The sequence below is a fragment of the Hymenobacter sp. 102 genome (genome assembly GCF_049949205.1).
Classification (GTDB): Bacteria; Bacteroidota; Bacteroidia; order Cytophagales; family Hymenobacteraceae; genus Hymenobacter.
In genome coordinates this window covers 2,449,303-2,463,871 of record NZ_CP188172.1, presented here as the reverse complement: position 1 = coordinate 2,463,871, position 14,569 = coordinate 2,449,303, and the positions used below count along the sequence as shown (strand labels likewise).

General features: G+C 61.0%; 13 protein-coding genes. 3 read left to right on the top strand and 10 right to left on the bottom strand.

The genetic code is table 11. The annotated features are described in order from the left end of the window. Nucleotide 1 precedes the first annotated feature (1 nt). The 5 genes from ACN19L_RS10580 to ACN19L_RS10560 all read right to left on the bottom strand — a co-directional run bounded on the left by ACN19L_RS10580 (nucleotide 2) and on the right by ACN19L_RS10560 (nucleotide 5,667). Nucleotides 2-1,678 (bottom strand): hypothetical protein, encoded by a 1,677-nt coding sequence (locus tag ACN19L_RS10580; protein ID WP_426493449.1) that lies wholly within the window; start codon nucleotides 1,676-1,678, stop codon nucleotides 2-4. 142 nt (nucleotides 1,679-1,820) lie between these two features. Next, entirely contained in the window at nucleotides 1,821-2,288 is a 468-nt protein-coding gene (locus ACN19L_RS10575) for a cold-shock protein (RefSeq protein WP_426493448.1), read from the bottom strand. 426 nt (nucleotides 2,289-2,714) lie between these two features. After that, nucleotides 2,715-4,214 carry a TPM domain-containing protein gene (locus tag ACN19L_RS10570; protein ID WP_426493447.1) on the bottom strand — a complete coding sequence of 500 codons (1,500 nt, stop codon included), beginning with the start codon at nucleotides 4,212-4,214 and terminating at the stop codon, nucleotides 2,715-2,717. Between the two features lie 74 nt (nucleotides 4,215-4,288). After that, nucleotides 4,289-4,909, bottom strand: coding sequence for a pseudouridine synthase (locus ACN19L_RS10565; protein ID WP_426493446.1), 621 nt, complete (start codon nucleotides 4,907-4,909; stop codon nucleotides 4,289-4,291). 98 nt (nucleotides 4,910-5,007) lie between these two features. Next, the gene (locus ACN19L_RS10560) at nucleotides 5,008-5,667 is read right to left on the bottom strand and encodes a head GIN domain-containing protein (protein ID WP_426493445.1); all 660 of its coding nucleotides are present in this window, start codon (nucleotides 5,665-5,667) and stop codon (nucleotides 5,008-5,010) included. A 196-nt stretch (nucleotides 5,668-5,863) separates the two neighbouring features. Between ACN19L_RS10560 and ACN19L_RS10555 the strand changes: the two genes are divergently transcribed. After that, on the top strand, nucleotides 5,864-6,514 hold the full coding sequence (locus ACN19L_RS10555; protein WP_426493444.1) for a T-complex 10 C-terminal domain-containing protein: 651 nt from the start codon (nucleotides 5,864-5,866) through the stop codon (nucleotides 6,512-6,514). A gap of 87 nt (nucleotides 6,515-6,601) precedes the next feature. Here the strand turns inward: ACN19L_RS10555 and ACN19L_RS10550 are convergent, their stop codons facing one another. The 5 genes from ACN19L_RS10550 to ACN19L_RS10530 form a co-directional block, all read right to left on the bottom strand. Continuing rightward, nucleotides 6,602-7,942 (bottom strand): serine hydrolase domain-containing protein, encoded by a 1,341-nt coding sequence (locus tag ACN19L_RS10550; protein ID WP_426493443.1) that lies wholly within the window; start codon nucleotides 7,940-7,942, stop codon nucleotides 6,602-6,604. Between the two features lie 48 nt (nucleotides 7,943-7,990). Beyond that, on the bottom strand, nucleotides 7,991-8,695 hold the full coding sequence (locus ACN19L_RS10545; protein ID WP_426493442.1) for a LytR/AlgR family response regulator transcription factor: 705 nt from the start codon (nucleotides 8,693-8,695) through the stop codon (nucleotides 7,991-7,993). Nucleotides 8,696-8,736: 41 nt separating this feature from the next. Beyond that, entirely contained in the window at nucleotides 8,737-9,846 is a 1,110-nt protein-coding gene (locus tag ACN19L_RS10540; RefSeq protein WP_426493441.1) for a sensor histidine kinase, read from the bottom strand. 381 nt (nucleotides 9,847-10,227) lie between these two features. After that, the gene (locus tag ACN19L_RS10535; RefSeq protein ID WP_426493440.1) at nucleotides 10,228-11,304 is read right to left on the bottom strand and encodes a hypothetical protein; all 1,077 of its coding nucleotides are present in this window, start codon (nucleotides 11,302-11,304) and stop codon (nucleotides 10,228-10,230) included. 237 nt (nucleotides 11,305-11,541) lie between these two features. Beyond that, a complete protein-coding gene (locus ACN19L_RS10530) occupies nucleotides 11,542-12,411 on the bottom strand; it encodes a helix-turn-helix domain-containing protein (protein ID WP_426493439.1) in 870 nt (289 codons plus the stop codon). A gap of 140 nt (nucleotides 12,412-12,551) precedes the next feature. Here ACN19L_RS10530 and ACN19L_RS10525 point away from each other — a divergent pair, with 140 nt between their 5' ends. Further along, nucleotides 12,552-12,953 (top strand): hypothetical protein, encoded by a 402-nt coding sequence (locus ACN19L_RS10525; protein ID WP_426493438.1) that lies wholly within the window; start codon nucleotides 12,552-12,554, stop codon nucleotides 12,951-12,953. Nucleotides 12,954-13,153: 200 nt separating this feature from the next. Then, entirely contained in the window at nucleotides 13,154-14,392 is a 1,239-nt protein-coding gene (locus ACN19L_RS10520) for a tetratricopeptide repeat protein (protein ID WP_426493437.1), read from the top strand. Nucleotides 14,393-14,569: the final 177 nt, after the last annotated feature.

Genomic DNA, 14,569 nt, shown 5'->3' with positions numbered 1-14,569 from the left:
CTCACGTCTTCCGCACCAATTTAAACCCCTCCTTCGTCACCTGATACTGCTGGCCCTGGATGGTGATGGTTTCGCCTTCCAGTAGCTTGCTCAGGTCCAGGAGGTCAGCCTCGATGGTGTGGAGGGAGAAGCCGTGCTGGCGGGCCAGGGCGAGGTACTTGGGGTTGATGTAGTCGTGCACGCCGCAGAGGATGATGCGCACGTGGGCGGTGGTGTTTTTGAGCAGCCGGGCGTCGCGGGGGAAGGTGTAGTTGTCGGCAATGAGGATAAGCTCGGCCGAGTCGGGGGCGGCGGCCAGCTGCTGGGCGTAGAGCAGGGCTTCGGCGTCGTTTTCGGGCGCGTCGCCGCCGCCGCCGGCCTTCATGGTTTCAATGAGCTTGTTTTTGATGGCCTCGTAGCTGTCGGTGCGCACGTGGTAGAGGCCGCCGGTTTTGCCCAGGCGCTTGTCTTTGTCGGGCTGGTCGTTGCCGTCGTTGAAGAACACAAAGGTTTTCTCGTCTTCGAGGGCGCTGAGCTGCAGCCAGGCCAGCAAATCGTAGGTGTAGGGAAACATGCTGCCGGTTACGTCCGTCACCACCACTTCCTTGCTCCACTCGGGGTGGCGCTGCAGCACCCGGCTCACCACGCCTGCATCGGGCGGCAGGGCCAGCTCGGGGGCGGCGGTATCGGCGGCGGCCAGCAGTTCGCCTTTCTTGGTGATGCGCGCCTCGCAGTAGTCCTCCTTGTGCTGCCTGTTCTTGTGCTTCAGAAACACCCGGTACAGCCGGGCCGCCGAGTCGGGCAGGGCAAAGTGGGTGAAGCCCATATCGGCCGGGCCCAGCAGCTGTAGCGGCCCAATGGGCAGCCGGATGGCCCCGGTAGCCAGAAACGGAAATATCTTCCTATCAATGGGGAAGCCGGTGGTGAAGGCCACGCTTTGCCGGATGGCGTCTTCCAGCTCGGCCACGCACACGGGCCGGGCGGTGGGCAGCACCTTCACCTTCTGCACGGTGCCGCGGGCGTCCACCGTCAGCTGAAACTTCACCAACTGGGCCTCGCGCTCGGGGCACTTGTATAGGCGGCGCAGGCTGCGGGCCATCTGGCGGTTGGTGAAGCGGGAGCCGGGCAGGTTGCAGGCCACCTTCTTGCCCGGGGCCTTTTTGCCGGCTTTGGGGTGCTTCTTTTCCAGCACGCGTAGCTTGCGGGTGAGGCTGTCGAGGTCGGCGCGGCTGGTGGCGGCGGTGGCGTGCCGGGCCACGTATACCACAAACCCGTGGAAAAACGGCTGGCACTCGGCGGGGCTGTTGCAGCCGGTCTGCTCCACCAGCGTCCACGTCACCGACTCATCCTGCAACAGCCCCGGCACGGCAGCGGCCAGGTTGCGGATGCGGCCGAGGTTGAGCTGGCGCTGGTTGAAAGTGGGGTTGAGCCGGAAGGCGGTGTACACCAAATCCACCCGCACAATATGCCGCTCCCGCAGACGCAGGGCCGCCACATCGGCCCCCGAGAAGGTGGAGGGCAGCTGCAGCGCCTCCAGTTCGGGCAGGGGCTGGTAGCGGGCGGTGCGGTAGGCGTTTAGCTGGTCGTAGAAAGCGTCGAGGTCGGCCGCGGCGGCGGGGCTGGTCTGGGCCCGGGCGGTAGCGGATACAAGAACAAGCAGCAAGGCCCACCACAGGGCCCGGACGGATACAGCCGGCATGGATAACGTAGCGTAACGTACTAGCCCGCAACTTACGGATTTGGGCGCTATGCTAACCGTGGCTGCTATGCCGGCCAACAAAAAAGCGCCATCTACTGCGGGAGTAGCTGGCGCTTTGCGTATACGAAGCGTATGGGTTGGGCTATACGGCGGCGGCTAGTTTTACCCCTACCGCGCTGGGGCCTTTCTGCCCCATTTCCACCTCGAAGGTTACCTTGTCGTTTTCCTTGAGCGGAGACGATGCCTGCACCTGGTTTACGTGCACGAAAATGCTCTCGCCGGTTACTTTATCCTTGATGAAGCCGTAGCCCTTCGATTCGTTGAAGAACGTAACGGTGCCGGTGCGTACCGGATCCTCATCCGACTCTACCACGCGGGCGGCACCCAGCTGAATATCTTCCAGCTTGATTTCCTGCTTCTTGCGGTTCGGGTCCGGAGGAGTGGAGCTGATGTTGCCGAACTCGTCCACGTACGCCAGCATATCATCGAGGCCCTGGCCCTTCTTGGCATTGGCCTGACGCTCTTCTTTCTTCTCCTCTTTTTCCTGACGTTTCTTCAGGCGTTTCTTCTCGTTTTCCCTCTTGCCGAAGGTGGCTTGTGATCTACCCATAGGTGGTAATGAAGTCTTAAGGTATCGGCCATTCTGCGCGAAGAGGGCCTTGAAATGGTAAAAAAGAGTAGCAATTCAGTACAATCTCCGGAAAGAGAAAGTTCCTGAAAGAAATGCCTGCCGCAACCGGCAGAACCACCGGGGTACTAGTGCAAAACAACCGTCTTTGCCGGGGCCGTAGAATCCCTGGGGGCGGCCACCTCTCCCAGCGTATTCGCCGGAAAACAGGGTGCACGTTAGCCAGCGCGGGGCAGGCCCCTCCGGCCGGGGTAACACTCCCGTAAAGGTACCTTTTAATTTCGGCAAACGAATACCGGCCGCCCCGCCCGTAACAGCAGACCACGCGGGCCGGTACCGGAAAGGCCGGTACCAGCCCGCGCTGCCGTGGCTGTACCGTGAGTTTTCCACTAGCGGCTTGGCCGGACATTACCAGCTGCTGCCGGCCCCGCCGCCCCCGGAGGAGCCCCCGCTGCTGCTGGACCAGGAGCCGCCCGAGGAGGAAGAAGACCCACCGGAGGAACTGCCGGAAGAGGTTGCAAGGCGGCTGATGGTGTATTTCTCTTTCTGCTCGTGGTGGCAGAAGTAGCAGCGGTGCACGTGCCAGCCCCAGCCTTCCGAGGCGGTAGTGGCGGCCAGCATCACCTGGTCGGCTTGGGGTTGGAGGGTGCGGTGGTGGCACTCGGGGCAGGGCAGCACCTCGGTGCTCAGGTTCTGGTAGTCGAGCGTGAAGTGGTGCTGGCACCGGGGGCACTGCCACACGTCGTAATCCACGGATTCAACGTGTTCCTCAGCTACCTGGTGCCGGTCCAGCTTTTCGTCATCGGCCTGCTCCTGGAGGCGGTGCATGGGCGTGGTGCACTGAGGGCAGGCGTAGGGTGCTTCGCGCAGCTGCTGCAGCCGGCGGCGGTGGCGGGCCCAGTACGCCCATAGCCCCAGTGGCAGCAGCCAGGCCGTGAAGCCCAGGTTGTGGTGGGCCTGCTGGAGAAAACTGTACTGCTTATGCCGGGTGGCGGCGGCATGCGCGGTGCGCAGCTCCCGGTTAACCCGGCCCAGGTACAGGGTAGTGTACAGCAGCGGGAAGCCGTAGCAAAGAGCCAGCAGACCCAGCACCGGTAGAGGCCAGTTGGTGAGTATAACAAGGACAACGTATGTCGGCACGATGCCCAGACTGAGCCACAGCACCCAGCGCGGAGCCGGCACAGCAGGCTTTTGCAGGGCCAGGGCAAGGGTAGTCCCTACCCAGAGTACGCTCATAATCCAGGCGGCCACTATTGCCGGGCCGCTCCATCCGTTATTCTCGTAGTATTCATGCCCTGCTACCGGTTCCGGGGTGGCCTCGGGAGCAGTTGACAGGGCGGCTGCGGGCGCAGTGGCGGAGTCGGAGGGAACCGGGGCCGCGGAGCCGGAGCCGAGCTGGCGGATGAGGGCGGCCACACCCTGGCGCACGGCTTCATCGTAGCGTTGCTGGCGCAGCAGGGGTACCATATACTGCTGCTGAATGCGGAAGCAGGTCACGTCGGGCAGGTCGGCTTCAAGGCCGTAGCCGGTTTCCATTTCCACCCGCCGCTGGTCCAGCACCAGCAGTAGCAACAGGCCGTTGTTCTGGTCCTTGCCACCAATTTTCCAGCGGTTGAACAGGGCCGTGGCAGCGGTTTTGGGAACTTCCTCCCCAATACTGTGCACGGCTACCACATCAATGTGGGCCCGGCCGCTTTGGTCGAGGGCCTGCAGGGTGGCGTTGAGGTCCTGCACCGTGGCCGGGGCCAGCAGGCTGTCGGGGTTGCTGACGTAGGTTTCGCCCAGCGTTTTGGGGTCCGGAATCCGGGTGAGGTAGTCGGGCTCGGCGGGCGGGCCGTCGGGCGAGGAGCAGGCCGACAGAAACAGCAAGCCGGCAGTCAGCCAGAGCAGCAGGAGGCGGAAAGGCATACAGGCAGGAAAGGGTTGACTCGGGCGAATGTAGCAGCCTGGTTGAGTTTTACGCCCGTTCCCCTGCGTGGCAGCTATCCGTTTGCGTCCTCAGCGGGTTCCTCCGCTTCATCTACGGCTAGCAGTTCCGGCACCTCGCGCACTTCGCCGGGCTGCATATTCGTCAGCCAGATATCGGCCACCCGCACCCGCACCAGCCGCAGGGTGGGGTAGCCGGCGGCGGCCGTCATCTTGCGCACCTGCCGGAATTTGCCTTCCGTCACGATGATGCTGACCCAGCTGGTGGGCCCGTGCCGATCGTCGCGGATTTTGCGGCCCCGGGCCGGCAGGTCGGGGGCTTGCTCCAGGCGGCGCACCCGGGCCGGCAGCGTCTGGTAGAGCACGCTGCGGTGGGCAATTTCGAGGCCTTCCTGCAGCTGCCGAATGGCTTCGTCGGTGGGTAGGCCATCAACCTGGGCGTAGTATTCCTTCTCCACGTCCTTGCGGCGGATTCGCTCACTTACCCGGCCATCGGTGGTCAGCAGCAGCAGGCCCTCACTATGCTCATCCAACCGGCCCACGGCCATCGTATCGGCCGGAAAGTCGTGCAGCTCGCCCAGGAATTTCTTTTTGCGGGCCTCCCGGGCGTTGTTGCTCATGAACTGGCTGAGGTAGCCGAAGGGCTTGTAGAGGAGAAAGTGGCGGTGCTCGGTCATAGATCGGCAAAGGTACCCGCTTACGGCCACCCGGTAGCGGGGCCGCAGTACCGGAGTCCGGAGGGCGGCTTTTCTTTAACGCGGGTGCCCGCGGCGCATCAGTTCACGCGGGGCTTGCCTTTGTAGTGCACGTCGCTGGAGCCGGAGGCGCGGCTCTGCAGGGTTTCCGTCACGGATACGTAGGCATCGGAAGCGCCGCTGGCCTGCACGCTGGCCCGGCGGCTGTGCAGCTCGTAGCCTTTATAGTCGCTGCTGCCGCTGAGCTGTACCTGCTGCTGCTCGGCGCGGCCGGTCAGGCGCAGGTCGCTGGCTCCGCTGGCCGTGGCCGACAGGTTTTTCACGTTCAGGTGCAGCGTTACGTCGGAGGCCCCACTGGCCCGGATGGTGAAGGTATCGGCCGTGAAAGGGGTGGTGCTTTTTACGTCGGAGGCTCCGCTGACTTCTACCCGCGTAAGGGTGGGGCAGGTGATGTACACGGTTACCTTTTTGTTGGACAGCAGTGACGACAAGCCATTTTCCCGGTACAGCACCAGCGTGTTGCCCTGCACCTCGGTGCGCACGTGCTCCAGTACGCCGGGCTCGGCATCTACCTTCACCTGGGTAGCCGGGCCCTGCGTGAGCACCACATCAATGGCCCCACTGGCCTTAAGCTGCTCAAAGCCGCTCACATTGCGAAGCTGCTGGGCCGCAGCCGGGCTCATCAGGCTGCCACTGAGCATGGTAGCCACGGCAAAAGCGAAAGAAACAGTCGTTTTCATAAGACCAGGGAAAAAGAGTGAAGGAGGTAACAGCGTTGTAGCGGGGTAGATGAGCCACGGGCCGCAACCGTTGCCTGCCGCGGCGGCTTTTTCTGGAAGATGGGCCGTAACCCCCACGCAAGCCCCACCGTATCAGCCCCAATTATAGCCGTACGCCTATATGCAGCCGGCGGCTTTCATCACACCCGAACCTCCCATGAATAAGTCTCTGTTGTTCCTCTCTGCTGCGGCCTCGCTGGCCGTCGCCTCCTGCACGCAGGACAAGCCCGCCGCCGTGGATGCCGCCACTACGCCCGCCGCCGACACGGCCGTGGTAGTAAACGACGGTACTATGGCTACCGACACGGCTGCCTACCGCACCGAAGCTGACCGCCTGGCCGCCCGCATTGCCGACGACCTGAAGCTGACCGACACCGTGGTCGTAACCCAGGTAACCAACACCTACTACACCCGGGGCCGCCGCCTCAACGAGGTGAATACCCGCTACGCCACCGATACCACCGGCCGCTATGCTGCCCTGCGCCAGGTAAACGATGAAACCGACCGCCAGGTGAAAACCTACGTGACGGAGCCCCAATACAACACCTACGCTTCCAACCGCGGCACTTACTACGATGGCACGCCCTATACGGCCACCACGGTAGTTACCACCCGCGAAACCACGCCCGCCCGCCGCGGCCCGGCCATTGTAAAGTACGACAAGAAGAAAAACGGCGAAACCAAGATTGAGTACGCCAACGGCAAAACCGTGAAGATTGACAAAGACGGCGACACGAAGGTGGAGTACCCCAACGGCACCAAAGTGAAGCGCGACGCCGACGACGGACAAGTAAAAGTGAAAAACTAGCTTGCTGCCAGCTGCCGCAACTAGCAAACGGCCCTCACCTGAATTTTTCGGGTGAGGGCCGTTTGGCGTTCGGAGCTGATGGGTAGGCTACTGACGGGTGAACAGAAAATGGTTGGTCCCTTGGTGCAGCATAAACGTATGGGCCGCCGCGTCAAACTCCATGGTGAGGCCCGCGGCATCGTACACAAACGTGGTTTTGGACTTGGCCGTGAGCGGAAAGGCTTCTTGGCCGGTAGCCTGCGCCATGAGCGTGGTGCCGCTGGCCGTTACGTTGATTTTGAGGGGCATCTGGGTGCTGGCGTAGTTCCCCACCAAGGCGTTCAACTCAGCTGCCTCAAGCTTCAGGGCGCGGAAATCGGGCAGGCGGTAGGGCTGGTTGAAATAGATGGTCAGGGTGCCAACCAGCAGGTCGCTGAGGGTATAGTCGGGAGTGGTGCCGTTGCCGCAGTAAGCCAGCGTCAGCTTATCCGCGGGGAAGTAGGTGAGGGCCGAGCGGTACCCATCGATACTGCCGAAGTGCCCGTAGCTTTGCTTGCTGCCAAAGGGTACAATGCGCATGCCTGCGCCGTAGCCGTCCTGCATTTGCTGCATTTGCTGCAGGGTGGCCGGCTTCACCAGCTTGCCCGCAAACAGGCCTTCCATGAAGCGCGTTAGGTCGGCGGGGGTGGAGGTAAGGGCGCCCGCTCCGCCGGGAATGCTCATATCGGTTTCCCGCTGCAGCTGCCAGGTTGCACCATTCCACATAAAGGAAGCGGCTTCGTGCTTCTGGCTATTAAGGCGGCCACCGTAGTAGGTGTCTTTCAGCCCCAGCTTGGCCGTAATGCGCTTCTGCAATGCTTGGGCGTAGGACTGTTTGGTTACTTTCTCCACGATGTAGCCCAGCAGCACATAGTTGGAGTTGTTGTAATCATACTTGGCGCCGGGCTCAAACTCAACCGGCCGGGCCCTGATGATGGCCAGCAGTTCGGCCTGGGTTTTGGGATGCGTCATGTACTGCCCATACGCCGGGTCCCGGGTGAAGTCGCCGAGCCCGCTGCGGTGGTGCAGCAGCTGATCCACGGTGATGTTGGCGGCGTTGGGCAGGTCCGGAAACCAGGTAGCAATGGGCGCATTCAGCTTCAGCTTGCCTTCCTCCACTAGCTGCATAATCAGAGTAGCCGTGAAGGTTTTGCTGATGCTGCCGATGCGGTAGCGCGTGGCCGTGGTGGCAGGCACATTGGGCTGCTCCGGGCCAATGGCGCGGCGGTACACTACCTGCCCGTTTTGGGTGAGCTGCAGGCTGCCCGCCAGCTTGTGGTTGGCATCCAGCACTGTGAGCAGGCTATCAAGCTTGGCTTTATTGAAGGTGGCCGCTGGTGCCGTTTGGGCCGTGGCCGTGCCAGCCCATAGCAAAGGCAGCACCAGGAAGGAGATGGAAGCACGTAGCATACCCGGTAGGGATAAGGTGGCGTGGGGAATAGGCTGGTAAAAGACAGGTTATTTCCTGAAATAAGCCAGCAGCTCACTGCGGTAGGAGTTGCCAATGGGGATAAGCGTGTTATCCAGCAGCAGCACGTTATCGGGCTGCAGCATGCGGATGTGGGCGGCGGCCACGATAAAGGAGCGGTGCACCCGCAGAAACGCTGGGCCCAGCACCTCCACCATTTCCTTCATGGTATGGTGCAGCAGGTAGCTTTTGGTGGTTGAGGCAATCTTCACGTAGTCCTTGCAGCCCTCCACGTACACAATGTCGCGGTGCGGGACTTTCAGCAGGCCCTGGCGCTCCTTCACCAGCAGGTATTTCTCGGTAGTAGCATCGGCGGGGGGCAGGGGCTGGGCGGCGGGCAGGCGGGCAATGGCCTTCATAAACCGCTCGTAGCTAAAGGGCTTGAGCAGGTAATCCAGCACGTCCAGCTCGTAGCCCTCGTAGGCATACTCGCGGTAGGCCGTGGTGAGTACGGTTTTGGGCGGGTGCGTCAGGCTTTTCAGGAAGTTCAGGCCCGTGACCAGGGGCATTTCAATATCCAGAAACAGCAAATCCACGGGGTGCTGGGCCAGATGCTCGTAGGCTTCCATGGCGTTGCGGCACTTGCCCGTGAGCGTGAGCCCCGGTGTCTGGCCGATGAACTGCGTGAGCACCTGGTGGGCAAGGGGTTCATCGTCCACAATCAGGCACCGCACGGGCGCGGAGGAGGTAGTCATAGCGGCAAGAATAGCAGGAATAAGTAGAAAGCAATGCTCTGCTACAGGTGCAGCGTTAGCTCGGCCCGGTAGCGGCCGTTGTGCTCGGTGAGGTCCAGCTGGTAGGCGTCAGGGTAGTACAGCTCCAGGCGCTGGCGAATGTTCCGCAGCCCAATGCCCCCGCTCCGCTTCGGGGAGGCAGTAGGGGCTTCCGGCAGCATGTCGTTTTCGATGAGGAAATGCAGGCGGCCCAGGGCCGAGGTGAGCGTGGCGTGTACGCCGGCATCGTCGGAAAAGTGGTGGCGGCCGTGCTTGAAGCTGTTTTCCACCAGGGGCAGCAGCAGCAGGGGCGGTACCTGCACGTCGGCAATATCCCCAACGGCCGTGAAGCTCACCCGCGCCCCGGCGTAGCGGCGCTGCTCCAGCTCAAAGTAGTTTTTCAGAAATTCCACTTCCTCCGGCAGCGGAACCCGGGCCTTACCACTATCATACAGCACGTAGCGCATCAGCTCCGAGAGCAGCAGAATAAAGCGCGGCGTATCCGGCGAGCCGGCCATGCTGAGCCCGTAAATACTGTTGAGTGTGTTGAACAGAAAATGCGGCTGCAGCTGGGCCTTTAATTGCTCCATCTGTAAGGCCAAGTGGTCTTTTTCGAGGTGGCGGCGGCGGTACTCGTTTTCAAACGCTACCCGCATAAACGCCACGCAGCTAAAGGCCAGTAAGTCAGTAAACAGCAAGCTGAGGTAGGGCTGGGCCTGCGTGAACAGCTTGCCGGCCGCCTCCACGTAGCCCGCGTGGTAAAAACCAATCAGACCGGGTGGGCTGGCTATCTGCTGGAAGGCCCCACAAGCCAGCAGCATGTTTAGCTTGATGCCCCACCACAAGTACAGCGTCGAGCCCAGCCCCAGCAGCAGGTAGCGCCGGCGGCGTAGCAGGGCGGGCACCAGCAGCCGGTAATACGGGATGATGTAGAGAGTGGCGGTCAGCGCAAACAGGATGAGCTGCGGGTGGGGAAAGCCGGCGTGCCGGGCCGGGCCGGGCAGCACCGTGGTTTCCATAAACCCATTGTACTTGTACATGCCCACGTACAGCACCCACACCAGCCCTTCAAACACGAGCGGGAAAGAACTGGGCCGGTCGGTGGGGGAGAGGGCAGAGGGGGGCGCTAGCATAAGACCAAGTTGGCAGATTTTCCGGCGACCTAGCCCATAAGCCGAATCAGATTTCGACTAACCGGGGTATTTTTTTCGACCAAAAAGCCAACCCACCCGCTTCGTCGCTTCGTGGGCTGCCGTGGTCTAAAAAAGCTTCTTTTCCCCAATTACTACCTATTCCTTTGTGTCGTTGCCAGAAGGTAAACGGCCGGCATCACTGCCGCTACCGCCTGAACTCACACCAGTCAGGCACGCCGGCCGCTACCACTTTATTTACCCTTTTTATACAAGGTGTTTGTTTCGAGTGAGAATACCCTACTAGTTTATCTCTATGTAAAAAGCCTCCGGTGCAGAATGCACCGGAGGCTTTTTGCTGTTTCGGCCACTACGTAATCACGCTTACCGCATTACCCCGTAAGCGCGCAGCTCCGCATCAATCCGGCGGTTCCAACGGTCTTGGGCAGCGGCATCGGTGCCCCCGCGGGTTTCGGCATCGTACTGGTCCTGCAGGTGGTTCATCTCAGTGAAGGATTTGAGGTACTGCAGTTGCAGAATGCTGTTGAAATCAGCCACGGTGAGGCTGTCGGAGGCGGCGTTGCGGCGGAAGCGTTCCACAATCAGCCGCGTAATGTCGAAGTGGCGCTGCTCGTGGTTGAGGTTGTAGGCCGTGCGCTGGTCGGGGGCCACCCAGGAGGAGCTGCGCACCATAAACACCTTCAGCTGAATATCCAGGTCGATAACCCCGTTGTGCAGGCGTGGCCACCCCTGGTAGGCAAAGCTGGAATACACCGCTGCCGCGTACTTACCCTTCGTCCGGGCCGGGCCGGTGAAATCATCCCAGGTAAGCGGCCGGTTCACAGCATGAAATACCGTGTCAGCTTCAGTCTGGCGGGTTTCGTAGCGAAAAGTGGAGCGCACCGCAGTTGCCAGCCGCGCATCCTGTCGCATACCTTTCTCCAGCCACTGCTGCAGATACCGGAAGGCCCCCAGCAAGTTCTGCTGCAGTGCCGTTTCCACTACCGCCCGGTTTGCCAGCGGCCGTTGGTAGCGGGCCCCGCCCCGGTACTCGGTGAGCGTTACGGTACGACCCTCAGCGTTCTGCCAGTCGAATGCCAGGCGCACGGTGAGCTGCCCGGCAGCTTGCCGGTTGGCCGCCGGCACTTCCTGTATCCGGCACTCCAGCACCCGTACGGTCACGCGGTAGCGGGCCGTAGTAGCCGGCAAGCTCCACGCCGCAAACTGCCGCAGCGCTGCTTCCGTGCCACCCTGTAACTCCACCGGCTGTCCCGTAGCGGCCGTGGGTGTGAGCAGCCAGGCTACGGCCGGCCGGCCAGGGCGCGCATCGTGCACGGCCGCTACGGAAAACAACGGCTGCGCCACCGGAAACGGCGCGGGCTGCAGCACCAGCGGCTTTTCCGGCATTGGGGTCAGCAGCTGGTGCCAGGAGAATAGCAGGGTAAAGAAGAAAGCAAGCATCTACCGTAGCAGACACTTGCTTGCCGTTGCTTGTTCCTGAAAGAGAATATGGCCGTAACAGGTAAAAAAGAACGTCCTGCAGAGGCGCAGCCGAAGCATCTTGGGTGCTGATGCTGCAGCAATAGCCTCGATGAAGCGGTAAACAGGCTCCGGTAAGCTCAGCAGGATGGGTAGCTGGGCAACGTCAGCCCGCCGGATTCCTTGGCTTCGCTCAGCATAACGGTACCAGCCTGCTACCTATTTCCCAATCCGCTGGCGGCGGTACTCGGTGGGACTCTGGCCGGTAAACTTGCGGAAGGTTTTGTTGAAGTGCGACAGGTTGTTGAACCCGCAGGAGTAGCACACTTCCGTCACCGCCAGGTCATCGTCCAGCAGCAGGCGGCAGGCCTGGCCCACGCGGTACTCCTGCAGAAAATCAGTGAGGGTGTGGCGCGTCATTTTCTTGAAGTAGCGGCAGAATGCAGGCACCGAGAGGTAGGCCACGTCGGCTACTTCCTGCACCGACAGGCTGGCCCGCTGGTAGTTCTGCTCCACAAACTGGTATACCCGGCTTAGGCGCTGCTGCTCCTTCCCGCTCAGGCCCTGGCCACCGGAGCCCGCGTGCAGGGGCTGAATATCCTGGGCCGGAGCCTGCGCCAATTGCTGCAGCACCTGCAGCAGCAGCAGCAGCCGCATAAACGGCGGCGCGTTCAGCAGCTGCCGCAGCGTGGGGCCCACGGCCGTGCGGGTAGTGCCCCCAAAGGAAAGGCCCTCGTGGGAGCGGGCCAGCAGCTGCCGGATGGAGGCCAGCTCAGGCTTCTCCCAGAAGTCCGGACCCAGAAAATCACCGCGCAGCTGCACTACAATTTCTTCGAATGGCGTGCCTACCGGCTGCCCGTAGCTGAACGTGAGGTGCGGTAAGTCGGGACCGATCAGGACCAGTTCCCCGTCCTCGAAACGGGAAATGTGCTGGCCGATGTGCCGGCGTCCGTGACCCTGCGGGATATACACCAGCTCATACTCAGGGTGATAGTGCCAGAGCAGTTCGGCCTTGCTGACTTCAGTGTAGTGGAGGAGCGTAAACGAGCTGTCAACCGTGGGGTGGATGGGTTCAAATTGTAGCTTCACAGCGCAGTAATGCCTCAATGGCTTGGTGGGAAGCGTGAAATTAACACATTTGGTCAATAAGGCACCAAAAAAGGTGAACAAGGCAGTGGTTTTTCGCGTATTTCACCCTGACCTTTGACATACTGAATCGGACTATCCGCATGAAAACGCTTACTACCTACTTATTGACCCTGACGCTGTTGGCGTTGCTGGCCGTGGGCTCCCGTGTGGCCCAGGCCCGGCCCGATGGCGCGACCCGGGAACCGGTAGCGGTACGCAGCAGCCGGATGGCCCGTTATTTGGGCCAGACTCTCAGCTTATCGCGGCAGCAGCAGCGGGAAGTGCAGCGCAGCACGCGTCAGTATTTTCAGCAGCTGGAAGCCCTGGGCGAAACGCCCGCGCAACCTGGTATGGTGGCCTCGGCTACGGAAGGCCGGATGCTGGCTAGCCCGGCGGCGCTGCAAGCCGAGAAAATATACGAACAAACTTTGGCAGGCATCTTTACCCCCGGCCAATACAATGCATATAGCTGGCTGACCCGCCAGCCCGGTACCGGCCGCTAGGTCGTTTTTCCGGCACATACATCCAGCGGCTTTGGGTGGGAATTTTAGCCGCTGGCCGTTTCCCGGGCGCTTTTGGTGCCTGGTAAACGCAAAAGAGGTTGAGGCTGTGGGAGCTTCAGCCTCTTTTTTTTGTTCCGGTACGTATGAGAAGGCGCGTCTCCCGCCCGATTCCTGTATACTAGAGGCCACAAGCTGTACTTATGCGTCTTTTTTTGCTTGGCTGCTGCCTGTTACTTGCCCTACGGGTGCAGGCCCAGCAGCCCGATACCACCCGCGCCAGCCGCCGGATAGACCTTTCCAATGTGGATGTAGCCCCCGCTGCCGTGGACATCTCCGGCTGGCTGCTGCTGGACAAGGACATTCAGACGGAGCTGGAAGGTGCCGTGTACAATATCTATAACTTCAAGCACGACAAAGCTGAGCGGCAGTTCCGCAGCCTGCGCCGCCGCTACCCCAGCCACCCCATGCCCTACTTTTTGCTGGGCCTGACGACGTGGTGGAAAATTATGCCCAGCAACATCACCAACGAGCAGTACGACAAGGTGTTTCTGGCGTACATGGATACGGCCATAACCCGGGGTGAGGCGCTCTACAAAGCCGATAACAAAAACTACGAAGCCTGCTTTTTCCTGTCGGCGGCCTACGGGTTTTCGGCCCGGCTGAACGCCGAGCGGCACAACTGGCGCAAAGCCACCGTGGCCAGCAAGCACGCCCTCGATTTTCTGGAGAAAAGCCAGGAAGCCAACGGGCTCAGCCCGGAGTTTCTGTTCGGGCAGGCCCTCATCAACTACTATGCGCCCTGGATTTCGGAGAACTACCCCTTGCTGAAGCCGGTGCTGCTGTTCTTTCCGAAAGGCAACAAAAAGCTGGGGCTCAGCCAGCTGCGCGGAGTGGCAACCAACGGCTTCTATACCGCTCCGGAGGCCAAGGTATTCCTGATGAAGATTCTGCAAAACCAGGAGAACAAGCCGCTGGAGGCCCTGCCCCTGGCCCAGGCAATGGCCACTACTTACCCCGACAACGGCTACCTGCAGCGGTTTTATGCCCTCATGAGCTACCAAGTAGGTGATCTGCGGGAGTGTGAGCGGGTGAGCCGGGATATTCTGGACAAGCTCAACCGCGGCCTGCCCGGCTACGAGGGCATAAGTGGGCGCTACGCCACCTTCTTCTTGGGTAGCCTGATGCAGAACCAGTATAAAGACTTGCCCAAAGCTCGTGAGTATTACCAGCGCTGCGTGGTATTTGCCGAAAGCACCGGTGACACCAAGCAGGGATTTTACCTGTACGCCTTGCTTAACCTGGCTCGTATTGCCGATAAGCAGCAGAATCCGGCCGAGGCTACCCGTTATTATAAAGAAGTACAAGTGAAGGCAGAGCGAAAATCGGAAGCGTATAACGAGGCGCAGCTGTATTTGAAGAAAAACAAGAAAAAGCGGTAGTTGCGGAGGGGAAATGCCGAAATTGGCAGACAAAATCAGCGGGTTGGTAATGCTATAACCAGTCCTTCGCCGTGTAGTGCGGCTTACGTGCCGTTGCAACAGAACCATCAGGCCCCCAATGGCTCGTATCTTACATGACAGCCGCCCTGATTACCACACGCATGTTGCACCAATTTC